Source organism: Pseudomonas sp. TH06, from assembly GCF_016651305.1.
In the GTDB taxonomy this organism is placed as follows: domain Bacteria; phylum Pseudomonadota; class Gammaproteobacteria; order Pseudomonadales; family Pseudomonadaceae; genus Aquipseudomonas.
The window spans coordinates 1,146,658-1,170,407 of sequence record NZ_JAEKEC010000001.1 but is presented as its reverse complement, the minus strand read 5'-3'; the positions used below and the strand labels follow the sequence as shown (position 1 = coordinate 1,170,407).

The window sequence follows — 23,750 nt, the reverse complement described above, 5'->3', positions numbered from 1 at the left end:
TCCCGATCAGTTGGTGATGTATTTGGCGCTGACGTACGGCGCGTAGTCCGGCAGAACCGCTTCGACCTTGCCTTGCTCCTTGAGGAACGCGGCGGTGTCAGTGATGGCTTTGGTGGTTGGTGCGCCGAGGTCGCTGACCTGATCCGCCGCCAACGGGTAGACGTTGCCTTGCAGCAGCAGCGGAATGTCGCTGGCCTTGGCGCCGGACAGTTTCACCAGTTTGTCGACGTTGCTTTGGTTGGCGAGCCAGGCTTTCGGGTCTTTGCGGTAATCGGCGTAGGCGTCGAGGGTGACCTTGGCGAACGCGGTGACAATTTCCGGGTGCTTCTCGGCGTAGTCCTTGCGCACGATCCAGGCATCGAAGGTCGGCGCGCCGAACTTGGCCAGTTCGCCGGAGGTGATCAGCACTTTGCCGTTTTCCTTGGCCACGCCGAGGGCTGGATCCCAGACGTAGGTGGCGTCGATGTCACCGCGTTTCCACGCGGCAATGATCGCTGGCGGTGCGAGGTTGAGCACGGTGACTTTCGACGTGTCGATGTTCCAGTGCTTCAGCGCGGCGAGCAGGCTGTAGTGACCGGTCGATACAAACGGGACGGCGATTTTCTTGCCAATCAGATCCTGCGGGGTCTTGATGCCGGAGCCGTCGCGAGCGACCAGCGCTTCGGCGGCGCCGATCTGGGTGGCAATGAGGAAGGTTTCGACCGGGACTTTGCGGGTGATCGCGGCGGTCAGCGGGCTCGAACCGAGGTAGCCGATCTGCACGTCGCCGGAAGCGATGGCGGCGATGATGTCGGCGCCGTTGTCGAACTTGCGCCAGGCGATATCGGCTTTGGTGGCTTTTTCGTAAGCGCCATCAGCCTGGGCGACTTTTGCCGGGTCAACGGTGGTCTGGTAAGCGACGGTGAGGTCGGCAGCCTGGGCCAAAAAGCTCGCGGCAGCCAGAGAGGCCGCGGCCAGCAGGCGAAGCGGGAAATTCAGTTTCATTGAAAAGCTCCATATCAGGCGACCGAGCGTCGGCGTGAGAGGAGACTAAATGATCTAAGAATCGGAAAATAAATAACTTTTTAGAATGAGCTTATGAGCGGAAAAATCTAAGCCTTAGAGGCAACTGGCGCTTTTGTGGCGAGGGGATTTATCCCCGTTCGGCTGCGCAGCAGCCGTAAGACCTTCCTATGCGGTGTATCGGATAAATCGCGTATCTGGCTTTTGGGGCTGCTGCGCAGCCCAACGGGGATAAATCCCCTCGCCACAGGAACCTGTCAGCACACAGTTTGTGTTCTGACAGATCAGTTACTGATCGCCAGAATACTCGCCTGATACGACCCGACAAACACGTCGAAATCACCCACCTCGTTTTGCTCCAGCTCAGCCTGCGCCGCCAGCGAAGACCGCGCCAGCTCTTCGAACTTCGCCTGTTCATCCGCCGCCAATGGCTCGCTGCGGAAGAACTTGGCATGCGCCTGGCTCTGACGCAACGAGAACTGCGCAAAGCTTTCCTTGTGCTCTGCCATCGCCGCCAACACCTGCGCCGACGGCGTCAGGGACGGATCGCTGACCTTGGCCAGTTGCGCATCCAGCGCCTTGCTGTGCGCGTCGCCACCATGGCTTTGATCCAGCAGCGCGGCCAGCGGGGCGATTTGCTCCAGCAACTCGGCCGCCCAAGCCTTCATCTCGACCGGCTGACCGTCACGTTGCAATTGCAGGCCCGGACGACGACCTTCCTTGACCACGCTGAGGAAGTTCGACGTCGCGTTGCCGCAACTGGTGTTGGTCAACAGCGGGCTGTCGTTGAGCGCGCAGTACAGCAGGAACGCGTCGAGGAAGCGCGACTCGGTGAGGTCGATGCCCATCGGCAGGAACGGGTTGATGTCCAGGCAACGCACTTCAACGTACTGAATGCCACGGGCAACCAAGGCCTGGATCGGCCGCTCGCCGGTGTAGGTCACGCGTTTCGGGCGGATGTTGGAGTAGTACTCGTTTTCGATCTGCAGGATGTTGGTGTTGAGCTGCACCCACTCGCCATCCTTGTGCGTGCCGACTTCAACGTACGGCGCATACGGCGTGGCCACGGCTTTGCGCAGGCTGTCGGTGTAGCTCGCCAGATCGTTGTAGCACGGGGTCAGACCGGCCTGGGCATTGCTCTGATAACCGAGGTCGCTCATGCGCAGGCTGGTGGCGTACGGCAGGTACAGGGTGTCCGGGTCGAGCTGTTCCAACTGGTGCGAACGACCGCGCAGGAAGCCTGCGTCCAGCGCCGGCGAAGCACCGAACAGGTACATCAGCAGCCAACTGTAGCGACGGAAATTACGGATCAGCGCGATGTAGGACGACGACTGGAAGTCGCGGTCGGTGCCGACGAAGCCTTCGGCTTCTTTCAGCAGCGGCCAGAGTTTTTCCGGCAGGGAAAAGTTGTAGTGAATCCCGGCGATGCATTGCATGGTCTTGCCGTAACGCAGGGCCAGGCCCTTGCGGTAGACGTACTTGAGCTGACCGATGTTGGAGGTGCCGTAATAGGCGATCGGGATATCTTCCTCGGCCGGCAACGGGCACGGCATCGACGGACTCCACAGGTACTCGTTGCCGAGTTTGCTGTAGGCAAAACGGTGGATCTTGTCCAGGCTCGCCAGCGTATCCGCCGGATCGGGCAGGGCAGGCGTGATGAATTCCAGCAGCGACTCGGAATAGTCGGTGGTGATTTGTTCGTTGGTCAGCGCGGAACCCAGGGCTTCGGGGTGCGGCGTTTGCGCCAGTCGACCTTCGCTGGTCACGCGCAGGCATTCACGTTCGATACCGTGAAGGCACTGTTCGAGCAGAGAGAGGTTGGCGCGCTCGCCGAGCAGAGCCAGGCGGCGGTTGAGAAGTTCGCTCAATTTGGATTCCTTCACGCGTCAGTCGCCCCAATATGGGGGTGGGCAGGACGGTCTACAAGGGTGAAGTTGAAACTGGCGTTTTCGCCTGGTTTTTGAGCCACAACGGCCCGTGTCGATTGCCAACTTCACTCCTTGAATCTGGCTATTGCGCGCACGGAAAAGTTCGACGCCGCAGACGCAGCGCCGAAATTAACTCAAATTGATGACCAGTAGCTACAGGACAGCGAACGTGCCTTGCGCTTTTGCGACCAGTTTGTCGCCCTGCATCACGTCGGCTTCGACCACCAGCGTGCGCCGGCCCGGGTGGATCACCCGCGCCGTGCACAGCACCTCGCCGTCCGAGACGGCGCGGATGTAGTTGATCTTGCACTCGATGGTCGCGCTCTGCTGATCGAAGCCATGCACGCTGGAACAGGCCAGCCCCATGGCGATGTCGACCAGACTGAACAGCGCGCCACCGTGCAATTTGCCGCCGCGGTTGCGCAGTTCCGGTTCCAGCCCCAGGGCGACTTGCGCCACCCCGGTTTCCAGGCTGTGCAGGCGGCAGCCCAACAGCTTGAAAAACGCGCTCTCGACGAGCCCGGCCGGAATTTCCATCAGCGTTTCTTCAACTGTTTGGCGTTGGCGAACAGCGAGGCCATCGCATTGTTCGCCGGTGCGGCAGTGGCGGTTTCCTTGCGTGGCGCGTTGTTCGAAGGCTGGCGCTGCGCCGAGCCCGGACGCGAGCCACGGGCACCATCGATCTTCTCGCCGGGGGTGTCGCCCATGCGCATCGACAAGCCAACGCGTTTGCGCGGAATGTCGACTTCCATGACCTTCACTTTCACCACGTCACCGGCCTTCACCGCTTCACGCGGATCCTTGATGAACTTCTCCGACAACGCCGAGATGTGCACCAGACCGTCCTGATGCACGCCGATGTCGACGAATGCACCGAACGCGGTCACGTTGGTGACGACACCTTCAAGGATCATCCCCAGTTGCAAGTCCTTGAGGTCTTCGACGCCTTCCTGGAACTCGGCAGTCTTGAACTCCGGACGCGGGTCGCGGCCGGGTTTTTCCAGCTCCTGGATGATGTCGGTCACGGTCGGCAGACCGAAGGTCTCGTCGGTGAACTTCTTCGGATCCAGACGCTTGAGGAACCCGGCGTCGCCGATCAGCGAGCGGATATCGCGGTCGGTTTCCGCGGCAATACGCTGCACCAGCGGATAGGCTTCCGGGTGAACGGCCGACGAATCCAGCGGGTTGTCGCCGTTCATCACGCGCAAGAAGCCTGCAGCCTGTTCGAAGGTTTTCTCGCCAAGACGCGCGACTTTCTTCAGTGCTGCACGGGTCTTGAACGCGCCGTGCTCATCGCGGTGAGCGACGATGTTTTGCGCCAGGGTCGCGTTGAGGCCGGAGATTCGCGCCAGCAGCGCCACGGACGCGGTGTTCACATCAACGCCGACGGCGTTCACGCAGTCCTCGACCACAGCATCGAGGCCACGCGCCAGTTTCAGCTGCGAAACGTCGTGCTGGTACTGGCCGACACCAATGGATTTCGGATCGATTTTCACCAGCTCAGCCAGTGGATCCTGCAAACGACGGGCGATGGACACCGCGCCACGGATCGACACGTCCAGGTCCGGGAATTCCTTGGCCGCCAGTTCCGACGCCGAGTAAACCGATGCACCGGCCTCGGAAACCATGACCTTGGTCATTTTCATCGCTGGGTATTTTTTGATCAGCTCGATCGCCAGTTTGTCGGTCTCGCGGCTGGCGGTGCCGTTGCCGATGGCGATCAGGTCAACCGAGTGCTTGGCGCACAGGGCGGCCAGAATGGCGATGGTCTGATCCCACTTGTTGTGCGGCACGTGCGGGTAAACCGTGGCGTGATCCAGCAGTTTGCCGGTGGAGTCGACCACCGCGACCTTGCAGCCGGTACGCAGGCCCGGGTCGAGGCCCAGGGTCGCGCGCGGCCCGGCCGGTGCGGCCAGCAGCAGGTCGTGCAGGTTGTGGGCGAAGACGTTGATCGCCTCGGTTTCGGCGCCGTCGCGCAACTCGCCCAGCAGGTCGGTTTCCAGGTGCGTGTAAAGCTTGACCTTCCACGTCCAGCGCACCACTTCGCCGAGCCATTTGTCGGCCGGACGGTTCTGGTTCTGGATATTGAATTGCTGACCGATCATGCCTTCGCAGGGGTGCATGGTGCCCGGCAGTTCGTCGCCGACTTTCAGCGCAGAGCTGAGGATGCCTTCGTTACGGCCACGGAAAATCGCCAGCGCACGGTGGGACGGCATGCTTTTCAGCGGTTCGTCGTGTTCGAAGTAGTCGCGGAACTTGGCGCCTTCTTCTTCCTTGCCGGCGATGACGCGGGCACTGAGGGTCGCTTCCTGCTTGAGGTAACTACGCAGTTTTTCCAGCAGGCTGGCGTCTTCGGCAAAACGCTCCATCAGGATGTATTTGGCGCCTTCGAGGGCTGCCTTCACATCGGCCACGCCTTTTTCGGCGTCGACGAAACGTGCGGCTTCGGTTTCCGGAGCCAGATTCGGGTCGTTGAACAGGCCGTCGGCCAAGTCGCCGAGGCCGGCTTCCAGGGCGATCTGGCCCTTGGTGCGGCGCTTCTGTTTGTACGGCAGGTACAAGTCTTCGAGGCGAGTCTTGGTGTCAGCGAGTTTGATGTCGCGTTCAAGTTGCGGGGTGAGTTTGCCTTGCTCTTCGATGCTGGCGAGGATGCTGATGCGCCGTTCGTCGAGTTCTCGCAGGTAGCGCAGACGTTCTTCCAGATGACGCAACTGGGTGTCATCGAGGCTGCCGGTGACTTCTTTCCGGTAACGGGCGATGAAGGGAACGGTAGAGCCTTCATCGAGTAGCGCGACGGCCGCTTCGACCTGTTGTGGGCGTACGCCGAGTTCCTCGGCGATGCGGCTGTTGATGCTGTCCATAAAACCACCTGACATATTGTGAAAGCAGGCTCGCAGGCACGTAAATAAAGGCCCGGAGTCTGGTTGAGCGGCTTGAAGATTGCCGCTGCCTGGGTCAAAAGGCAGCCCCTTGACCCGTGAAATCGAACAATTACTGCGCCGGGCAGGAAAAAAAGGCCTGCCACCTGCGGTAACGATTCAGACGTTGCCTGGCACAAAACGCCGCGCATTATAACCAGCGTTCTGTCATTCGGGGGCGTTGCAGTCTGTAGGCATAAACCCCGGTTTTCTGGCAGTGAAGGAAAAATCTGCTAACAATGCACACGGTGCGTATAACGGCAGCTACGCCATAATGCGCGCCGAGCTAAAAGGAGCATCCAATGAGCAGCACTGCACAAACTGCTGAAGGCGAAAAAATTCTCATCGTTGACGACGATCCGGGGCTGAGTAGCCTGCTGGAACGTTTTTTCGTCAGCAAGGGCTATCGCGCCCGTACCGTACCGAACACCGAGCAGATGGATCGTCTGTTGGCGCGTGAAGTTTTCAATCTGGTCGTACTCGATCTGATGCTGCCTGGCGAAGACGGTTTGACCGCCTGCCGCCGTTTGCGGGCCGCAAATAACCAGATTCCGATCATCATGCTCACCGCCAAGGGCGATGAGATGAGCCGCATCAAGGGCCTGGAACTGGGTGCCGACGATTATCTGGCCAAGCCGTTCAACCCGGACGAGCTGATGGCCCGGGTCAAAGCGGTACTGCGTCGTCAGGCCGCACCGGTGCCGGGCGCACCGGGCAGCGAAGACGAAAACGTCACCTTCGGTGATTACGTGTTGTCGCTGGCCACTCGCGAACTGAAGCGCGGCGACGAAGTGCACATGCTCACTACCGGTGAGTTTGCGGTACTCAAGGCCTTGGTCATGAACGCGCGTCAGCCATTGACCCGCGACAAACTGATGAACCTGGCCCGTGGCCGTGAGTGGGATGCTCTCGAGCGTTCCATTGACGTACAGATCTCCCGTCTGCGTCGGATGATCGAGCCTGATCCGTCGAAACCGCGCTATATCCAGACTGTCTGGGGCGTGGGCTACGTGTTCGTACCGGATGGCGCCGCCACCAAGTGATCGGCGATTTGTAGGAGCGGGTCTGCTGGGTGCTGGTCGAATGGCCGTGCCCACAGACTCGCAATCCGCAATATGCGAGCATTGCTCGCTCCTGCAAGTGTGTAGCGGTTATTGATGAAGACCCCCGTCTGGTTTCCCCAAAGTTTTTTCTCCCGCACCCTCTGGCTGGTGCTCATCGTCGTGCTGTTTTCCAAGGCGCTGACCCTGGTTTATCTATTGATGAACGAGGACGTGCTGGTGGATCGTCAATATAGCCACGGCGTCGCCCTGACGTTGCGCGCCTATTGGGCCGCCGACGAAGAAAATCGCGCGAAGATCGCTGATGCCGCGACCCTGATCCGGGTGGTGGGCGCCGGTGTGCCGGAAGGCGAACAGCATTGGCCGTACAGCGAAATCTACCAACGACAAATGCAGGCGGAACTCGGTGCCGACACTGAAGTGCGCTTACGCATGCACTCGCCGCCGGCGCTGTGGGTTCGCGCGCCGAGCCTGGGCGATGGCTGGTTGAAGGTCCCGCTGTATCCGCACCCGTTGCGCGGCCAGAAAATCTGGAATGTGCTCGGCTGGTTCCTCGCGATCGGTTTGCTGTCGACCGCCTCGGCGTGGATTTTCGTCAGCCAGCTCAACCAACCCTTGAAGCGTCTGGTCTATGCCGCCCGTCAACTCGGTCAGGGCCGCAGCGTGCGCTTGCCGATCAGTGACACGCCAAGCGAAATGACCGAGGTGTATCGCGCCTTCAACCAGATGGCCGAAGACGTCGAACAGGCTGGGCGGGAACGTGAGCTGATGCTTGCTGGGGTTTCCCACGACTTGCGTACGCCGCTGACCCGCTTGCGGCTGTCGCTGGAGTTGATGGGCGACCGCAACGACCTGACCGACGACATGGTGCGCGACATCGAAGACATGGACGCGATTCTCGACCAGTTCCTCGCGTTCATCCGCGACGGTCGTGATGAGTCGGTGGAAGAGGTCGATCTCAGCGATCTGGTGCGTGAAGTGGCAGCACCGTTCAACCAGAACGAAGAGAAAGTTCGCTTGCGCCTTGAACCGATCCAGCCGTTTCCGCTGCGTCGGGTGTCGATGAAACGCCTGTTGAACAACTTGATCGGCAACGCCTTGAACCATGCTGGCAGCAGTGTGGAAGTCGCCGCCTATGTGTCCGGTGATGTCAGCGCACCGTATGTGGTGCTGAGCGTGATGGACCGTGGGGCGGGAATCGATCCGTCCGAGCTTGAGGCGATTTTCAACCCGTTTACTCGCGGCGATCGTGCCAGGGGCGGCAAGGGCACCGGGTTGGGACTGGCGATCGTGAAGCGGATTGCTTCGATGCATGGCGGCAATGTTGAGTTGCGCAACCGTTCCGGTGGCGGATTGGAAGCGCGGGTCAGGTTGCCTTTGGGACTGATGCTCCCTCGGGATGCCGTTTAAGCGTTGAATCTTCGGTGGGTCTGACGGCCCTATCGCGAGCAGGCTCACTCCTACAGTTTGACCGAGTTCCTTCAGTTGGAATGCGGTCCACTGTAGGAGTGAGCCTGCTCGCGATGGCGGCCGGTTAGCCGCCACATCTCTTGGGGTTAACCCTTGCCTTTGGTCCGGGTCATGTTTGGCCCGCCATTCTTCTCAAGGTGCTCGATGATGATCCCCGCCACATTCTTCCCCGTGGTGGTCTCGATCCCTTCCAGACCCGGCGACGAGTTCACTTCCATCACCAGTGGCCCATGATTGGAACGCAGGATATCCACACCTGCCACCGCCAGGCCCATGACCTTGGCTGCACGCAACGCGGTCATGCGTTCTTCCGGGGTGATCTTGATCAGGCTGGCACTGCCGCCGCGATGCAGGTTGGAGCGGAACTCACCTGGTTTGGCTTGACGCTTCATCGCCGCGATCACCTTGTCGCCGACCACAAAGCAGCGGATATCCGCGCCGCCCGCTTCCTTGATGTATTCCTGAACCATGATGTTCTGCTTCAGGCCCATGAATGCCTCGATCACCGACTCGGCGGCGGTCGCGGTTTCGCACAACACCACACCAATGCCTTGAGTGCCTTCCAGCACTTTGATCACCAGTGGCGCGCCGTTGACCATGTCGATCAGGTCGGGGATGTCATCCGGCGAGTGGGCAAACCCGGTCACCGGCAAACCGATGCCGCGACGCGACAGCAGCTGCAGCGAGCGCAACTTGTCCCGCGAACGGGCAATCGCCACTGATTCATTGAGTGGGAATACACCCATCATTTCAAACTGACGCAACACTGCGCAGCCATAGAACGTCACCGACGCACCGATCCGCGGGATCACCGCGTCGAAACCTTCCAGCGGTTTGCCGCGATAGTGAATCTGCGGCTTGTGGCTGGCGATGTTCATGTAGGCGCGCAAGGTATCGATCACTACCATTTCATGCCCGCGCTCGGTGCCGGCTTCGACCAGACGACGGGTGGAATACAGACGCGGATTCCGCGACAGCACAGCGATCTTCATGCAACACCTGTGGAGGAGGTAGATACCGGGAACACCGGCTTGTCTTGTACATATTTGATGCCCGGATTGACCACCAGATGGCCATCGATCAGGGCTTTGGAACCGAGCAGCAGGCGATAGCGCATGGATTTGCGGCAGGCGAGGGTGAACTCGATCGGCCAGACCCGATCACCCAGGGCCAGGGTGGTGCTGATCACATAGCGCTCCTGGGCATGGCCGTTGGAGCTTTTAATGGTTTTGCGCGTCACCAGCGGCGCTTCGCAACGGCGGTGACGCAACTGCACCACCGTGCCCAGGTGCGCGGTGAAGCGCACCCACTTCTCGCCATCGCGCTCGAACGGCTCGATGTCGGTGGCATGCAGGCTGGAGGTGCTGGCACCGGTGTCGATTTTCGCCCGCAGGCCCGCGACTCCCAAATCCGGGAGCGCCACCCACTCGCGCAGACCGACAACGGTCAAATGGTCAAATGTCTTCAATAGAAAAAACCAACGATTAACGCGTCCAGGCCTCAGGTGACACCTGGGCCAACGCTTTGAATGCAGGTTTGGCGAACCAGAACCCCTGCATCAGAAATATTCCACAGTCCGCCAGGAAATCCCGTTCACCGGCGCTCTCGATACCTTCGGCGATGACTGTAACGTCCAACTCCGCACAGATTGTGACAATCCCCCGGACGATCGTCTGGCGGACACGGTCGTGATCGACATCGCGGATCAGCGCCATGTCGAGTTTGATCAGGTCCGGTTGGAAATCAGCCAGCAGATTGAGCCCCGAATAACCGGCACCGAAATCATCGATGGCGGTCTTGAAGCCGAATTCGCGGTATTCACGCAGAATATTGGTCAAATGGCGATAGTTATCTACGTGCTCGCTTTCCAGGGTTTCGAAAATCAGTCGGTCGATCGGGAAATTGTGCTTTTTGGCCGCCTCCAGGGTGCTGCGAATGCATAACTCTGGACGATAGACGGCGTTGGGCATGAAGTTGATCGACAAGTGTGTCTGCATATTAAGGTTGGCCGCGCCTTCGATGGCACGGGTCCGGCAGAGTTGGTCGAAACGGTAGCGGTTGTCTTCTGTAACCTGATCTAACACCGTCATTGCGCCTTCACCGGCGAGACCACGGACCAGCGCCTCATGGGCGAAAATCGACTGGTCGCGCAGATCGACGATAGGTTGGTAGGCGAAGTCAAAATCGAAACCCAGCGGGTCGCTTTGTTGACAACCCTGGCATCCGGCCTTGGGCGAGGTTAATGAAGAGGGGAATTTAGTCACTCGATCACTCCATGCCGCTGAACCGGCGAAGATCACAGTCTATCTGGAGGGCCGAATTCTTGCGCCCGACAGAAACGGTAGTACAGTTCCGACTACTGGCTGAACGAGGAATTCATATGGCGCAAAAACAGGAAGAGGAAGACAAGGTCCGTCTCGATAAATGGTTGTGGGCTGCGCGTTTTTATAAAACCCGTGCCTTGGCCAAAGCAGCGATCGAGAGTGGCAAGGTGCATTGTCGTGGTGAGCGTTGCAAACCGGGCAAGGAGCCGCGAATCGGTGATGAGTTCGAGATTCGCACGGGCTTCGAAGTGCGCACGGTGAGGGTTGAAGCCTTGTCGATCGTGCGTCGTGGTGCGCCCGAGGCGCAGACGTTGTATGCAGAAACCGAGGCAAGCGTGGCAAAGCGCGAAGCAGCAGCGGCGATGCGCAAGGCCGGTGCCCTGGGTGTAAGCACCGATGGCAAACCGAGCAAGAAACAGCGGCGGGATCTGTTTAAATTTCGTGGGAACAGCAACGACGAGTAGGTTGTGCCAAGCACCGATGTGGCGAGGGAGCTTGCTCCCGCTCGGCTGCGCAGCAGTCGTAAATCCATCCAACGCGGTATTTTTGATACACCACGGTGGATGGATTAGGAGTCCTTCGGCCTCCAGCGGGAGCAAGCTCCCTCGCCACAGGATCGATGCAAGGACTCAGTTTGCGGTTCGCACCACACTCATCCGCGAAACCAGCGGCAATTTGCCCAGCAGATTGAAGATCGGCGAAGTCACCTTCAGCCAGAAATTCGCAGCGTGATAAGCAAACGGCGTGTAGTAACCCCAGCCCAATGCCCACACCGCCAGCAACACGCCGCCGATGTAATCATCCTGACCCCAATGCGCACCAGCCACCAGTCGCGGCAGCATGAACAACAGCGCCAGGCCCCAGATCACCAGGAACTGGCCGACCTTACGGCTGAACACGCCCATGAACAGCGCCCAGATCAACAGCACCGAAGCATGGTCACCGGGGAAGCTCTGGCTGGAGCGATCCTTCAGCTCCCAGGTCTTCTCCAGATGTGGAAAGTAGTCGCTGATATGCACCGCGCCTTCGAGCACCATCGACGGGCTGCTGTGTTGCCAGTCCATGTGGTCGGCGAACTTGGAAAACAGCGTGCGGATCACCACCATCAACAGCAGGATCGAGAAAAATCCGAAAAAGGCGCGACGCACGTCAATCGCCTTGAACACCCAGTCGCCCTTGATCAGCAGCGTCAGCAGAATCAGGCCAACCACAATGTCGAACGGACGCAGACTTGCAATTGCCCAGATGTGGAGCCATATCGGGTTGCTGGCCAGTGGTGCGTTGAGTGAGCGGAACAGCCACTCGTCGAAAAACACACACAGCGCGTTGCCCGTAGGCCATAACCAGAAAGCCAGCAGCGCCAATGGCACCACGTTGCACAGAACCAGCCGGCCGAGGTTCCACCTGGATTGGAACAAACCCGGATTGTTCATAAAATGCCTCCCATGGCTATACAGTCGGCACCAAAAAAAGTGCCAAGAAGCGCAAATTTTCATTCTTTGTAACCATTTTGTCACCTCATTCAGATACCCAGACCTATGACCGACCTACCGGATACCGATTACACCCAACGCTTCATCTTTGATGACAGCGACACGCGCGGCGAACTGGTCGCGCTGGAGCGCAGCTACGCCGAAGTTCTCGCCAAGCACCCGTACCCGGAACCGGTTGCGCAGTTGCTCGGCGAATTGATGGCGGCGGCCTCGTTGCTGGTGGGCACCTTGAAGTTCGACGGCTTGCTGATCCTGCAGGCGCGCTCTGAAGGCCCGATCCCGATGCTGATGATCGAGTGCTCCAGCGACCGTGAAATCCGCGGCCTGGCGCGTTATGACGCCGACTTGATCAAAGCGGATGCGACCCTCGGCGACTTGATGCCGAACGGCGTCCTGGCGCTGACCGTCGACCCTACAGTCGGCCAGCGCTATCAGGGCATCGTCGATCTTGACGGCGAAACCCTGTCCGAATGCTTCACCAACTATTTCGTCATGTCGCAACAGGTCGGCACCCGCTTCCAGCTGTTCGCCGACGGTCGTCGCGCCCGTGGCCTGTTGCTGCAGCAACTGCCCGCCGATCGTTTGAAAGACGAAGAAGACCGCGCCGCCAGCTGGCAGCACATCACTGCGCTGGCCAGCACGCTGACCGCTGATGAACTGTTGAGCCTGGACAACGAAACCGTTCTTCATCGCCTCTACCATGAAGAGCAGGTGCGTCTGTTCGACGTGCAAAAACTGCGTTTCCACTGCAGTTGCTCGCGCGAGCGTTCGGGCAATGCACTGGTCAGTCTGGGTCAGGAAGATGCGCAGGCATTGGTGGTGGAAAACGGCGGCCACATCGAGATCGATTGCCAGTTCTGCAACCAGCGTTACCTGTTTGATGCGACCGATGTAGCTCAATTGTTCGCTGGCGCAGGCGTCGACACGCCGTCAGATACCCGGCACTAAAACGGTTCAGCGCAGGTAAATTCACTGCGTAACGACGGAATATCGCCGTTACGACGGGAGGACCCTACTCTTTTTGGGCTTTTCTGGCATAATCCGGCCCACTTTTTTCGCGGTAGTAGTGCACGACTTTCTACTACAAAACGTTTGGAGCACACTCGGCCACTGGCCGACGGGGAACCTCATGACGCAAGCCAATAACGCCGTGTACACCGATCTGAGTGTTGATGATCTGGTAAAAGAAGCCCTGAACCGCGGTGAGGGCGAGCTTGCCGATACCGGCGCTCTGGTTGTTCGCACTGGTCACCGCACCGGTCGTTCGCCTGTTGACCGTTTCATCGTTGAAGAGCCTTCCACCCAGGCCGCTATCGCCTGGGGCCCGATCAACCGCAAGTTCCCGGCCGACAAGTTCGATGCCCTGTGGGCTCGCGTCGAGGCATTCAACAACGCGCAAGAGCACTTTGTTTCCCACGTGCATGTAGGCGCGGCCGATGATCACTACCTGGCCGTGAAAATGACCACCCAGACTGCCTGGCAGAATCTGTTCGGTCGTTGCCTGTTCATCAACCCGGCGCAGTACAACCCGGCCGGTCGTGAAGAGTGGCAAGTGCTCAACGTGGCCAACTTCGAGTGCGTGCCAGAGCGTGACGGCACCAACTCCGATGGTTGCGTGATCCTCAACTTCGCGCAGAAGAAAGTGCTGATCGCCGGCATGCGTTACGCCGGTGAGATGAAGAAAGCCATGTTCTCCGTGCAGAACTTCCTGCTGCCAGCTGCTGACGTGCTGCCAATGCACTGCGCTGCCAACATCGGCGAAGAAGGCGACGTGACCCTGTTCTTCGGTCTGTCCGGCACCGGTAAAACCACGCTGTCGGCCGACGAAAGCCGTTACCTGATCGGTGACGACGAACACGGCTGGGGTGAAGGCGTTGTCTTCAACATCGAAGGCGGCTGCTACGCCAAGTGCATCGACTTGTCCGAGAAGAACGAGCCGGTCATCTGGAAAGCCATCAAGCACGGTGCAGTCCTGGAAAACGTCGTCATCGACGATGCCAAGCACTCCGACTACGCCGATGTCAGCCTGACCCAGAACAGCCGCGCCGCGTACCCGCTGGAGCACGTTGCCAAGCGTTCCGAGAAGAACCTCGGTGGCGAGCCAAACGCTGTGATCTTCCTGACCTGCGACCTGACCGGCGTGCTGCCGCCAGTGTCGATCCTCAACGAAGAGCAAGCGGCCTACCACTTCCTGTCCGGCTACACCGCTCTGGTGGGCTCGACTGAAATGGGTTCGGGCAGCGGCATCAAGTCGACCTTCTCCACCTGCTTCGGCGCACCGTTCTTCCCGCGTCCGGCTGGCGAATACGCAGAGCTGCTGATCAAGCGCATCCGCGGTTTCGGCTCCAAGGTCTATCTGGTCAACACCGGCTGGACCGGCGGCGGTTACGGCGTCGGCAAACGCTTCAACATCCCGACCACCCGCGCGGTGATCGCAGCGATCCAGAGCGGCGCGCTGATCGGTGCCGCCACCGAGCACCTCGACACCATCAACCTCGACGTGCCACTGGCCGTACCGGGCGTTGAAACCAACCTGCTCAACCCACGCAACACCTGGGCTGACAAGGCTGCGTACGACGAGGCTGCCAAGGCATTGGCCGGTCTGTTCATCGAGAACTTCAAGAAGTTCGAAGTGAGCGACGCGATCAAGGCTGCCGGGCCGAAGTTGTAAGACTTAGTTCTGGTGAGTGAAAAAGCCGCCTCTTGAGGGCGGCTTTTTTGTGGGTGATTAGAAGGTACGAAAAGCAGGCGCCATCCTTTCTTGTTCACGTCTGGACATCCCGAGCGCATTGGCGATCTCCGGCCAAAGACTGATCACGTCTTGAGTGCGCTCAATGATGTCTGCTGAATCCTCGCGGCTAACCCGAAAATACGCCGCCACTTCCCTCGCCAACTCCAAATCCAAAGCGTTGTCAGAGTCCGTGATGTTCAGCTTCAACCCATCCGCATGCGCCACCGGATTCATGTCATACGCTGCCGACAATCGCCATCCCCGACCAGGATCCAGAATAAAACCATGGTTGCGGAGGTGGTCGTCGGTGTTTGAGACCAGGATGTTGAAGACGATTCGTGACCATAGTTCACGGAGGTCTGCGTTGGGTTCTGAGCCGTGTTCCATGATTACTTCTGCCAACTCTAGATAGCTGGCGCCGGTTGAGGCATCGTCGCCGTCGACGCGGTTGGTCATGGTCATAGCTGATGCGAAGTGATGTCGCCCGCTGCGTTCGGTTCGGTCGAAACGCTTCACCAAAAAGCAGTGGTGATCGCTCGCGTAGCGTCGGGCTGTGCCGGTCGCTACGCGTAACCCACAGTTGACTGCCAAAGCGTTCACGACCATTTCCCAACCACCGACATCGTAGTCATCTCTCGTACTTGGGAATTTGGCGATCCACAATTGGCCGAATTCGTCGACGACGCTGGCCTTCGGTCTGGCGCCGCCCAGTGAGCCGCCCGGTGCGATGAGCATTCTTAGCCATTCGCGGCCATCGATGGCTGTGTTGTCCCTATCGTTTTCCAGGGCGAGACTTGCCTGTTCCAGCGCGCGTAGCTCGACAAAAGGTGGAGCGGCAACGCCGTCGCGGTCGTCGAGGAAGTTGCCTTCGTCATTGAGTTTGTAGCGAAGGGCACCGACACGGAACAGGTCGTGCACGCCAAGCAGGTAATCGGATTCAAACAACTTGCTGTTGCTGGGAACCAAGCCGTCGCGAATGTCCCTTTCCAAACGGCGTTTCATCAGCAGTTGGCCCCAACGATCGGGGCTTGAGTCTGCAAAGACGCCAAAGCGGCTCTGATGTTCGCCGGGGAATTGGCGGCCTTCGAAGGGGCCGATGCGCGGGTCTAGAGTTATGGAACTCAACTCGGGATCGGCCAACGCCTTAGGGTCGTACTCAAATTCGAACACGTTGGTGTTGCGTGTTTTCCTTGCATGCAGAAATCCGAGGCGTCTGGCGCCTTTCAAGGATTCCCAGTCTGCATAAACAGCAATCAGCGTCATTCTTCACCTGTTGGGGGGCCGGCCTTTTTCTTCTTGTTCAAAAGGCTGGATAGTGAGTGTGTGTTGAATGGGAAGTCAGCCGGAATTTTCGTGGTAGTGGCGGCATCGATAACATTTGAAGTCCCGACGTGTTCGGATGCGCCCTTTTTTGCCGCACTGGCTGCTCGTACTCGCTGGGGCTTTTTCGCTGCGGATCGTGTTGCAGGCATTAACTGCGCATCCTGCAATTGGCGACCCATTTCATCGGCTGCAGCCAGTTTGTTCAGATCCTTTTCCAGCCCCAGCACTTGCATCACCGACAGGTAGGCGCCGATGGTTACGCCTGATCCACCTGACTCAAGATGGCGCAAGGTCGTCAGCGACATGCCTGATCTTTCGGCGACCTGCTTGGCCGTCAATTTGCGGCGTAGGCGAGCCAGCTTCAGTCGTTCACCAAGGTCAACCAAAAGCCGAGCAGTGGAGGGCAAGAGCGGCGCTGTTTTCTTGGCCATGTGGCAGTATTCCTTCATTTTTTAACCATAACTGCCAGAATAATAGCACTTAAGCTGAAGGACGCTGTTTGCCGCCAGACCTTTGAAAAACGAAGTTAAGTGGCATTATTCCATCTGTTTCCGGTTGATATAGCTAGAATACTGCCACTTTAACGTTAGCATTTCCTCGAGTCAGTCCGGTTTTTGCCGGTACTTTTCGAGAACCTCCATACGTGAGGAAAGTGGCTTTTCAGCATCGGCAGGGGTGGTTTCAAAACCTTCAATACTTAGGCTAGCCGAGTAGTTTGACCGGCGCACCTTGTCGTAATGGGCCTGCTTTTGCTGAAACGTCAAAACGCTCGTGTCAGCATTCGAGCCTGAATCGCGATGCGTTTTGCGTAAGATTTCGCCCATTTCGATAACGCTTTCCATCAGCTCATCAAAGAATTTGCTCATGGTTGCTCCCATGTTTGATTAGCGTTTTTTTGATCGCTCTCACAGAGTGCATAAGAGCGATACGATCACTCAATTTCAGGCTGGAGCCTTCCAATTGAGCATCTGCTGCTGCGCGACTTGCAGCAGGTCACAGCCATCCTGCGTCAGCAGATAGAGGGCGTGGGTGATGTGGGGGATGTCTTCGACGTCGGCTTGTTTGAAGCTGAGGCAGTAGAGAGTGCGTAGCAGGTCGCTTGAAGCACGAAGGCGCTGGACGGCGCATTCGAGGATGTCTTGCGGGTTGGCCTGTGTGTCGATGATCAGGGGTTTGGTGTCGGTGAGGTTGGATTCGAGTGGGCGGTAGCGATCGGTGGTGAATTGATTCCATGTTTTCAATTTGTTGATCCTCAAAAGCTTCAGGTGAAGCCACCACATCGTGACCAAGCGACAGGAGGCGACTGTGTTCGGGTTGGTCAACCGGTGAGGATCGTGCACATACCCGGCACACCCGGAGGTGTCCCAAACACAGTCACCATAAACTGCAGGCAAATGAGTGCCGGCAGCATACAGCGCATGCGTATACACGATCCAATCGGGTGACCAAGCCCGAGCCGCTGATTTGGCAGCGACAGCCACGACTATAGAGATCAGCTACACGAAGCCGATAGAAGACAAGGAGTCTGTCCTTGTAGGAACGGGACGTAGATTTGATAGGTCATCGCCGCTGATCGACCTTCTGTTTTAAACGAGCGCGTTTATCAGCTATCAATGCTCTGACTACCTCATCGGGAATGCCGGGGCGAGGATCATCAAGGCTGGCTTGAACCTGTCGGATGAGCCAAGCCGTGTAGTCATCCTCGTCACTCGGTGGATCGAACTCATCGCTCGTAACATTCATTGTTGGATGCCTGCCCAAAGAGATATAGCGCTGACCTAAAGTGATCTAGCTGTACGCCGGCTGCGCTGGCCTCTGCTTGGCCACTTCAAGCAAGTCGCAACCATCCTGAACCAGCAAATAAAGCGCGTTAACGATGTTGGGAATATCTTTCACGTCAGCCTGTTTGAAACATAAGCAGTAGAGCGTTTCCAGCAAATCCCCGGCCGCACGTAAACGCTGATCGGCGGCATTGATCAGGTCAGTCTGGCTGGAGTGGCTGTCGATAAGCAGTACCGGGTTTTCGCTGTAGCAAGTCTTGAGTGGGCGATAACGGTTGATCATGGTGAGGCGTGTCCTGTTCTAAGGCGCTGGGGCGAGCCGGCAGAAGGTTTACAGCCGCGCCAGCCACTATAGAAGGGCGTTTCTCTGTGGGACAAGACAGCCGCAATGGACAGTATTCGTAGGGGTTTTTCCGTGTTTTGAGGAAATGCCCTACGTGTTTTCGCAGCTTTTTCAGGCCAAAACCCTTAGGCGTAATAATTCCTACGTGATTGTCAGGCGATTCGCGGTAAACCGCTGTATCGTGCGCGCCAGAATCTGTAGGGCGTTTCCAAACGTCTGACACGCGCTTAAAGGGAATTAGGTATGCACTGGCTACGAATGGCCGCAATTTTATTGCTCGGGCTGGGCACTTGCCGTTTGGCCATGGCCTCTGACGTTGGCAATGCGTGGGTGCTGGATCGCCTCGATCGCACCGATTGGCCGGAGGCACTCATCAGCCAGGCGAGCATGGACACGGCGTCGCGCGGTGAAGTGTTGATGTTCGCCAAAGCCTTGTTGGCCAGCGAAGCACTGGATGAAGAGGGGCTTGAGCTGCGACTCGGTGTGCCCCACGTGCAACTGAAGTCGATTCGCCACGTGCGCGACGGCCTCTGGGAGGGATTGCTGAGCACCTATCGCAATGCCAGTCAGAGCTGTGATGAACAACCGTTCTGCCCGCGCGTGCGCAGCGTCGCTGATCTGCGTCAGTTGGCGGCAGCGTTTACTGGCGACATCAGTCCGGCGCATGCGTTGTGGGCGAGCAAGAGCCAGGGTGTGCATGAACAGATGTTGAATGAGCAACTGCGGGTGGCGGTGTTGCGTCCCTGAACCTCAAGTGTTGTGTTGTTCTGAGCGGTCTCTTCGCGAGCAGGCTCGCTCCCACAGGGACCGTGGCGTTCAAGTAATCGCTGTATCATTCCGAATCGATTTGGCCCCGACCTTTTCTCGACTCGCTGCGATCGCCCGCTAGGCTGTTGGCATGGCAGCAGTCAAAGGAGTGACAGCGAATGCACAACACCCTGGAACAGGTTTTTGGTTATCCACAGTTTCGCCCCGGACAAGAAACTGCGATCAGTGCGGTACTGGCCGGGCGCTCGGCAGCCGCGATTTTTCCCACCGGTTCCGGCAAGTCCCTCTGCTATCAACTATCGGCGCTGATGCTGCCGAACCTGACGCTGGTGGTCTCGCCGTTATTGGCGTTGATGCAGGATCAATTGGCCTTTCTGCAACGCCACGGCATTTCGGCCGGCAGCATCGATTCGGCGCAGAGCCGCGATGATGCCAATGACGTGATGGCCCGCGCCCGTTCGGGTGAATTAAAGATTCTGATGATCTCGGTGGAGCGTTTGAAGAACGAACGCTTCCGCAATTTCTTGCAGCAGGTGCCGATCTCGTTGCTGGTGGTGGATGAGGCGCACTGCATCTCGGAATGGGGCCACAATTTCCGCCCCGACTACCTCAAGTTGCCGGACTACCAGCGTCAGTTCAACATCCCGCAGGCCTTGCTGCTGACGGCCACGGCGACCCCGCAAGTCATTGCCGACATGCAGGCGAAATTCGCCATCGCCGCCGAAGATGTGGTAACGACCGGTTTCTATCGCCCCAACCTCAATCTGCTGGTGGAGCCGGTGCGCGGCCAGGACAAGCGTCGGCGGCTGGTGGAGTGGATGGCTGAACGGCCGGGTCAGCCGAGCATTGTCTACGTGACCTTGCAGAAAACCGCTGAACACATCGCCGAACATCTACAGCGCAACGGCATTCAGGCTGAGGCCTATCACGCCGGTTTGCCCCACGATAAACGCGAGGGCATCCAGAAGCGTTTCATGGCAGGGCAGTCCAATTGCATCGTTGCGACCATCGCCTTCGGCATGGGCATCGACAAGAGCGATATCCGCAATGTAGTGCACTTCGATCTGCCCAAATCCATCGAAAACTACAGTCAGGAAATCGGCCGTGCGGGGCGTGATGGAAAGCCGTCGGACTGCCTGGTGCTGGCCAACCGCGACAGCCTCAACGTGCTGGAAAACTTCGTCTACGGTGACACGCCGGAACGTGCCGGCATTGGTTATGTACTCGACGAGTTGAAGGCCTCGGTACCGGAAGGGCAATGGGAGTTTCTGCTCGGCCCGCTGGCGGATCAGAGCAACATTCGTGCGTTACCGCTGAAGACCTTGCTGGTGCAATTGGAACTGCGGGGATTGATCGCACCGCGCTATGCGTATTACGCCGAATACCGCTTCAAGTATTTGCTCGAGCCCGAGGCATTGCTCGAGCGCTTCGAGGGTGAGCGCAGGGATTTCGTTGCGGCGATCATTCAGACGTCGAGCCGCGCGCGTACCTGGGCCACGGTGAGTTTCGAGGCGATGTACACGCAATATTCGGCTGAGCGCAATCGGGTGGTGAAGGCGCTGGATTATTTTCAGGAGAAGGGCTGGGTCGAGCTTGAAAGCAAACAGATGACCGAGGTCTACAGTTTGCTGCACAGCGACTTTGACAGTGATGTGTTGAGTGGCGAGTTGCACGACTACTTCACTCGGCACGAGCAAACCGAAGTCGCGCGTATTCACGCGATGCTTGAAGTGTTCGCCACCGAACGCTGCCTGGGTTATCGACTGGCGGAGTATTTCGGCGATCACGATGCACCAGAGCGTTGTGGGCATTGTTCGGTGTGTCACGGACAGATCGCTCGTTTGCCTGCACCTCCGGAACTACCGGCGCTTGTGGATAAAAGCTTCGCGGCGCTGTGCGGTGATTTTATCCACAGGCATGAACAGCACACGGGCAGCGTGCCGACGGCGGAGCGACTGACGCGGTTTCTGTGCGGGATCAGTGTGCCGCTGTTCACCAAGCTCAAGGCGCGAGCGATTTCCGGGTATGCGACGTTGGAGGAGTATCCGTATGCCGAGGTGCGTGGATGGGCCCAGGAACATCTCTGAGGTTGCATCCATGCGCTGAATGTCGATCATCACGGTAATAAACTTCAAAAACCGTCGTTGGCTGACTATGGTGAGACCAGTCTTTGGATCGCCAACAAGAGAACAACATGAGCCAGACATTCGATATTCAGCAGGCGGCGGTGATCGGTGCGGGCACCATGGGGCGCGGTATTGTCATGTGCCTGGCCAATGCCGGCGTGACGGTGCAATGGGTGGATAACAATCCACAGATGCTGGAGCAGGCGCTCGCGACCGTGGCCGATACGTATGCACACAACGTACGTCAGGGGCGCATCGATCAGACCGAGGCCGATGCGCGTCTTGCCCGGGTCAGCGCCGCGCCGGATTACGCGGCGATCCGCAATGTCGATCTGGTGATCGAGGCGGTGTACGAAAACCTTGAACTCAAGCAGAAAATCTTCCGTGAGCTGGATGGCTTGCTCAAGCCTGAAGCGTTGTTGGCGAGCAACACCTCGGCGCTGGATATCGATGCAATCGCGGCGGCTACCCAGCGGCCTGAGCAAGTGCTGGGTCTGCATTTCTTCAGCCCGGCGCACATCATGAAGCTGCTCGAAATCGTTCGTGGTGCGCGGACTTCGCCAGCGGTATTACAAGCTGCTTTGGCGCTGGGCAAGCGCATGGGCAAGGTCAGTGTGGTGTCGGGCAACTGCCACGGTTTTATCGGTAATCGCATGTTGCATCCGTATGTACTGGAGGCGCGCAAGATGCTGCTCGAAGGCGCTTATCCACAGCAGGTCGATGCGGCACTGCAGGGTTTCGGTTTTGCCATGGGGCCGTTTCGCATGTACGACGTGGTCGGCATCGATCTGGAGTGGCGTGCGCGTGAGCTGGCGGGCAAGGGTCAGGATGCGCCGGAGGTCCAAGTGGATAACCGTTTGTGCGAGATGGGCAGGTTTGGTCAGAAATCCGGCAATGGTTATTACCACTATGAGCCGGGCAGTCGTCAGGCTGAACATGATCCTGAGGTCGATGCGTTGGTATTGCGGGTCAGTGAGGATCTGGGCTTCCAGCGTCGCGAGATTGGCCCGGAAGAAATTCTCGAGCGTTGTCTGCTGGCGCTGGTCAATGAAGGCGCGAAAATTCTGCAGGAAGGCATTGCCGAGTCGGCCCATGACATCGATCTGGTGTATCTGAACGGCTATGGCTTCCCGGCGGACAAGGGCGGGCCAATGGCGTGGGCGGATCAGCAAGGGCTGGTCGATATTCATCAGCGCTTGTTGGCGCTGGAGACGCGGCAGGGCGATCAGTGGAAACCGGCGCGGTTGATCGGTGAGCTGGCAGCGCAGGGCAAGGTGTTTGCTGACCGTTGAATGATGTGGTGCGTGTGCTGGCGCCTTCGCGGGCAAGCCCGCTCCCACAGGTATAGTGGTCGTCCTCGCGTCAGCGTGAGGTCGACCCATATGAGAACCGCAAATGAATCAACGCCCCGACTACCCGCACTTCCAGCCCATCACTACACGCTGGCACGACAACGACGCCTACGGTCACGTCAACAACGTCACCTATTACAGCTTCTTCGACACGGCCGTGAATACTTACCTGATTCAGGTGGGCGGTCTGGATATCCATGACGGCGAAGTGGTGGGATTCGTGGTCAGTTCGGCGTGCGATTACTTTGCCTCGATCGCATTCCCGGACTTGATCGAGATCGGCCTGCGAGTCGGCAAGTTGGGCAACAGTTCGGTGCAATACGAACTGGCGGTGTTCAAGGTCGGTGAAAGCGAAGCGTGTGCGGCCGGGCGGTTCGTTCATGTCTTCGTGGACAGGGCGACTAATCAGCCGGTGCCGATTCCCGGCGAATTGCGCCAGGCGCTGGAGCGGTTGGTGGTCTGATAAAGCAAAAAGATCGCAGCCTGCGGCAGCTCCTACACGATTTCTGTAGGAGCTGCCGCAGGCTGCGATCTTTTGATCTGCCTGCCGCCAATCAACAATCAGTGATGGCGATAGTACTTGTGATGCTTGCGATGGCCGTAGGCATGACCGCGACCACGGTGGTCGTCGCGGTAGTAGCGACGATCATCACGACCGCGATCATAACGACGGTCGTCTTCATTGCTCTTGTTACCCATGTAGTTGCCCAGCGCACCACCGGCGCCGCCACCTGCTGCGGCGCCGATCAGGCTGCCGGTGGTGCCGCCCATGCTGCGGCCGACCACGTTACCGCCGGCTGCGCCCAGTGCACCGCCAATGGCCGCTTCGCCACGGCTGTGTTTGTTGGCGCCAACTGCGCTACCACCCGCGCCGCCCAGGGCTGCGCCAATGGTTGAACCTGTGCTGCCGCCTAAAGACTGACCGACGACCGAGCCAAGAACCCCGCCCAATGCGCCGCCCACACCTGCTTCGGTGGTGCCGCCAGCAGAAGCGAAACCACTGACCAGGCCAAGGGACAACAAGAGAATCGAGGAGAACTTCATAGAGGAGCCTCAAAGGGATGACGGCGCGATCCTGAGGCTCGGGAATAGGCGTGACAATCGAAATCCGACGAATAACACGACTTGTA

At 58.6% G+C, this 23,750-nt stretch carries 24 protein-coding genes; 9 read left to right on the top strand and 15 right to left on the bottom strand.

Annotated features, from left to right (window positions below; all coding sequences use genetic code 11):
* Positions 1-6 precede the first annotated feature (6 nt).
* The 4 genes from tauA to JFT86_RS05145 all read right to left on the bottom strand — a co-directional run bounded on the left by tauA (position 7) and on the right by JFT86_RS05145 (position 5,791).
* Positions 7-984, bottom strand: coding sequence for a taurine ABC transporter substrate-binding protein (tauA, locus tag JFT86_RS05160; protein WP_201235985.1), 978 nt, complete (start codon positions 982-984; stop codon positions 7-9).
* A 302-nt stretch (positions 985-1,286) separates the two neighbouring features.
* The gene (gene gshA, locus JFT86_RS05155; protein WP_201235984.1) at positions 1,287-2,870 is read right to left on the bottom strand and encodes a glutamate--cysteine ligase; all 1,584 of its coding nucleotides are present in this window, start codon (positions 2,868-2,870) and stop codon (positions 1,287-1,289) included.
* Between the two features lie 213 nt (positions 2,871-3,083).
* Positions 3,084-3,467: a PaaI family thioesterase gene (locus JFT86_RS05150; protein WP_095190566.1), complete on the bottom strand. Its 384-nt coding sequence runs from the start codon at positions 3,465-3,467 to the stop codon at positions 3,084-3,086.
* Complete coding sequence (locus JFT86_RS05145; RefSeq protein ID WP_201235983.1) at positions 3,467-5,791, bottom strand: Tex family protein; 2,325 nt, start codon at positions 5,789-5,791, stop codon at positions 3,467-3,469. Before JFT86_RS05145 ends, JFT86_RS05150 begins: the two co-directional genes overlap by 1 nt.
* Before the next feature lie 359 nt (positions 5,792-6,150).
* Here JFT86_RS05145 and ompR point away from each other — a divergent pair, with 359 nt between their 5' ends.
* On the top strand, positions 6,151-6,891 hold the full coding sequence (gene ompR, locus JFT86_RS05140) for a two-component system response regulator OmpR (protein ID WP_042557134.1): 741 nt from the start codon (positions 6,151-6,153) through the stop codon (positions 6,889-6,891).
* 114 nt (positions 6,892-7,005) lie between these two features.
* On the top strand, positions 7,006-8,319 hold the full coding sequence (locus JFT86_RS05135; RefSeq protein WP_201235982.1) for an ATP-binding protein: 1,314 nt from the start codon (positions 7,006-7,008) through the stop codon (positions 8,317-8,319).
* Positions 8,320-8,465: 146 nt separating this feature from the next.
* On the opposite strand, the gene rimK is transcribed toward JFT86_RS05135, so the two are convergent.
* Genes rimK through JFT86_RS05120 form a run of 3 tightly spaced genes read right to left on the bottom strand, consistent with a single transcriptional unit; the run spans position 8,466 to position 10,643 of the window.
* Positions 8,466-9,371 carry a 30S ribosomal protein S6--L-glutamate ligase gene (gene rimK / locus JFT86_RS05130; protein ID WP_007949201.1) on the bottom strand — a complete coding sequence of 302 codons (906 nt, stop codon included), beginning with the start codon at positions 9,369-9,371 and terminating at the stop codon, positions 8,466-8,468.
* Positions 9,368-9,829, bottom strand: coding sequence for an ATP-dependent zinc protease (locus tag JFT86_RS05125; protein WP_175555634.1), 462 nt, complete (start codon positions 9,827-9,829; stop codon positions 9,368-9,370). The genes rimK and JFT86_RS05125 overlap by 4 nt, the downstream gene beginning before the upstream one ends.
* A 34-nt stretch (positions 9,830-9,863) precedes the next feature.
* Entirely contained in the window at positions 9,864-10,643 is a 780-nt protein-coding gene (locus JFT86_RS05120; RefSeq protein ID WP_201232248.1) for an EAL domain-containing protein, read from the bottom strand.
* A gap of 116 nt (positions 10,644-10,759) precedes the next feature.
* On the opposite strand from JFT86_RS05120, the gene JFT86_RS05115 reads away from it, so the two are divergent.
* Positions 10,760-11,167 carry a S4 domain-containing protein gene (locus JFT86_RS05115; RefSeq protein ID WP_201235981.1) on the top strand — a complete coding sequence of 136 codons (408 nt, stop codon included), beginning with the start codon at positions 10,760-10,762 and terminating at the stop codon, positions 11,165-11,167.
* Positions 11,168-11,332: 165 nt separating this feature from the next.
* Here JFT86_RS05115 and JFT86_RS05110 read toward each other — a convergent pair whose 3' ends face one another.
* Positions 11,333-12,136: a phosphatase PAP2 family protein gene (locus JFT86_RS05110; RefSeq protein ID WP_201235980.1), complete on the bottom strand. Its 804-nt coding sequence runs from the start codon at positions 12,134-12,136 to the stop codon at positions 11,333-11,335.
* 105 nt (positions 12,137-12,241) lie between these two features.
* Here JFT86_RS05110 and hslO point away from each other — a divergent pair, with 105 nt between their 5' ends.
* Both hslO and JFT86_RS05100 read left to right on the top strand, forming a co-directional pair.
* Entirely contained in the window at positions 12,242-13,144 is a 903-nt protein-coding gene (gene hslO / locus JFT86_RS05105) for an Hsp33 family molecular chaperone HslO (protein WP_201235979.1), read from the top strand.
* A 181-nt stretch (positions 13,145-13,325) separates the two neighbouring features.
* Positions 13,326-14,867 carry a phosphoenolpyruvate carboxykinase gene (locus JFT86_RS05100; RefSeq protein ID WP_201235978.1) on the top strand — a complete coding sequence of 514 codons (1,542 nt, stop codon included), beginning with the start codon at positions 13,326-13,328 and terminating at the stop codon, positions 14,865-14,867.
* 57 nt (positions 14,868-14,924) lie between these two features.
* On the opposite strand, the gene JFT86_RS05095 is transcribed toward JFT86_RS05100, so the two are convergent.
* The 6 genes from JFT86_RS05095 to JFT86_RS05075 all read right to left on the bottom strand — a co-directional run bounded on the left by JFT86_RS05095 (position 14,925) and on the right by JFT86_RS05075 (position 18,314).
* Positions 14,925-16,190, bottom strand: a complete 1,266-nt coding sequence (locus JFT86_RS05095) for a HipA domain-containing protein (RefSeq protein WP_201231959.1) — start codon at positions 16,188-16,190, stop codon at positions 14,925-14,927.
* Positions 16,187-16,681, bottom strand: coding sequence for a helix-turn-helix transcriptional regulator (locus JFT86_RS05090; protein ID WP_201231960.1), 495 nt, complete (start codon positions 16,679-16,681; stop codon positions 16,187-16,189). Before JFT86_RS05090 ends, JFT86_RS05095 begins: the two co-directional genes overlap by 4 nt.
* A gap of 171 nt (positions 16,682-16,852) precedes the next feature.
* On the bottom strand, positions 16,853-17,014 hold the full coding sequence (locus tag JFT86_RS05085; RefSeq protein WP_242489242.1) for a YhfG family protein: 162 nt from the start codon (positions 17,012-17,014) through the stop codon (positions 16,853-16,855).
* A 177-nt stretch (positions 17,015-17,191) separates the two neighbouring features.
* A complete protein-coding gene (locus JFT86_RS05080; RefSeq protein WP_201235977.1) occupies positions 17,192-17,491 on the bottom strand; it encodes a hypothetical protein in 300 nt (99 codons plus the stop codon).
* Positions 17,492-17,810: 319 nt separating this feature from the next.
* Positions 17,811-17,993 carry a hypothetical protein gene (locus tag JFT86_RS29375; RefSeq protein WP_347340305.1) on the bottom strand — a complete coding sequence of 61 codons (183 nt, stop codon included), beginning with the start codon at positions 17,991-17,993 and terminating at the stop codon, positions 17,811-17,813.
* Positions 17,994-18,038: 45 nt separating this feature from the next.
* Positions 18,039-18,314 carry a hypothetical protein gene (locus tag JFT86_RS05075; RefSeq protein ID WP_201235976.1) on the bottom strand — a complete coding sequence of 92 codons (276 nt, stop codon included), beginning with the start codon at positions 18,312-18,314 and terminating at the stop codon, positions 18,039-18,041.
* 303 nt (positions 18,315-18,617) lie between these two features.
* Between JFT86_RS05075 and JFT86_RS05070 the strand changes: the two genes are divergently transcribed.
* The 4 genes from JFT86_RS05070 to JFT86_RS05055 all read left to right on the top strand — a co-directional run bounded on the left by JFT86_RS05070 (position 18,618) and on the right by JFT86_RS05055 (position 23,083).
* Positions 18,618-19,121: a polysaccharide deacetylase gene (locus JFT86_RS05070; protein WP_201235975.1), complete on the top strand. Its 504-nt coding sequence runs from the start codon at positions 18,618-18,620 to the stop codon at positions 19,119-19,121.
* A gap of 179 nt (positions 19,122-19,300) precedes the next feature.
* A complete protein-coding gene (locus JFT86_RS05065) occupies positions 19,301-21,229 on the top strand; it encodes an ATP-dependent DNA helicase RecQ (protein ID WP_201235974.1) in 1,929 nt (642 codons plus the stop codon).
* 107 nt (positions 21,230-21,336) lie between these two features.
* Positions 21,337-22,560, top strand: coding sequence for a 3-hydroxyacyl-CoA dehydrogenase (locus JFT86_RS05060; RefSeq protein WP_201235973.1), 1,224 nt, complete (start codon positions 21,337-21,339; stop codon positions 22,558-22,560).
* Between the two features lie 103 nt (positions 22,561-22,663).
* Positions 22,664-23,083: a thioesterase family protein gene (locus JFT86_RS05055; RefSeq protein ID WP_201235972.1), complete on the top strand. Its 420-nt coding sequence runs from the start codon at positions 22,664-22,666 to the stop codon at positions 23,081-23,083.
* Between the two features lie 98 nt (positions 23,084-23,181).
* Here JFT86_RS05055 and JFT86_RS05050 read toward each other — a convergent pair whose 3' ends face one another.
* Positions 23,182-23,664 (bottom strand): glycine zipper domain-containing protein, encoded by a 483-nt coding sequence (locus JFT86_RS05050; protein WP_166221311.1) that lies wholly within the window; start codon positions 23,662-23,664, stop codon positions 23,182-23,184.
* Between the last annotated feature and the right edge of the window lie 86 nt (positions 23,665-23,750).

Coding starts and splice junctions, on each gene's coding strand:
- JFT86_RS05060 (WP_201235973.1), top strand. CDS start 21,337: ATGAGCCAGACATTCGATATTCAGCAGGCGGCGGTGATCGGTGCGGGC.
- tauA (WP_201235985.1), bottom strand. CDS start 984: ATGAAACTGAATTTCCCGCTTCGCCTGCTGGCCGCGGCCTCTCTGGCT.
- JFT86_RS05050 (WP_166221311.1), bottom strand. CDS start 23,664: ATGAAGTTCTCCTCGATTCTCTTGTTGTCCCTTGGCCTGGTCAGTGGT.
- JFT86_RS05090 (WP_201231960.1), bottom strand. CDS start 16,681: ATGGCCAAGAAAACAGCGCCGCTCTTGCCCTCCACTGCTCGGCTTTTG.
- JFT86_RS05135 (WP_201235982.1), top strand. CDS start 7,006: ATGAAGACCCCCGTCTGGTTTCCCCAAAGTTTTTTCTCCCGCACCCTC.
- JFT86_RS05095 (WP_201231959.1), bottom strand. CDS start 16,190: ATGACGCTGATTGCTGTTTATGCAGACTGGGAATCCTTGAAAGGCGCC.
- JFT86_RS05100 (WP_201235978.1), top strand. CDS start 13,326: ATGACGCAAGCCAATAACGCCGTGTACACCGATCTGAGTGTTGATGAT.
- JFT86_RS05055 (WP_201235972.1), top strand. CDS start 22,664: ATGAATCAACGCCCCGACTACCCGCACTTCCAGCCCATCACTACACGC.
- JFT86_RS05110 (WP_201235980.1), bottom strand. CDS start 12,136: ATGAACAATCCGGGTTTGTTCCAATCCAGGTGGAACCTCGGCCGGCTG.
- JFT86_RS05070 (WP_201235975.1), top strand. CDS start 18,618: ATGCACTGGCTACGAATGGCCGCAATTTTATTGCTCGGGCTGGGCACT.
- JFT86_RS05075 (WP_201235976.1), bottom strand. CDS start 18,314: ATGATCAACCGTTATCGCCCACTCAAGACTTGCTACAGCGAAAACCCG.
- JFT86_RS05115 (WP_201235981.1), top strand. CDS start 10,760: ATGGCGCAAAAACAGGAAGAGGAAGACAAGGTCCGTCTCGATAAATGG.
- JFT86_RS29375 (WP_347340305.1), bottom strand. CDS start 17,993: ATGAATGTTACGAGCGATGAGTTCGATCCACCGAGTGACGAGGATGAC.
- rimK (WP_007949201.1), bottom strand. CDS start 9,371: ATGAAGATCGCTGTGCTGTCGCGGAATCCGCGTCTGTATTCCACCCGT.
- hslO (WP_201235979.1), top strand. CDS start 12,242: ATGACCGACCTACCGGATACCGATTACACCCAACGCTTCATCTTTGAT.
- ompR (WP_042557134.1), top strand. CDS start 6,151: ATGAGCAGCACTGCACAAACTGCTGAAGGCGAAAAAATTCTCATCGTT.
- JFT86_RS05150 (WP_095190566.1), bottom strand. CDS start 3,467: ATGGAAATTCCGGCCGGGCTCGTCGAGAGCGCGTTTTTCAAGCTGTTG.
- JFT86_RS05065 (WP_201235974.1), top strand. CDS start 19,301: ATGCACAACACCCTGGAACAGGTTTTTGGTTATCCACAGTTTCGCCCC.
- JFT86_RS05145 (WP_201235983.1), bottom strand. CDS start 5,791: ATGGACAGCATCAACAGCCGCATCGCCGAGGAACTCGGCGTACGCCCA.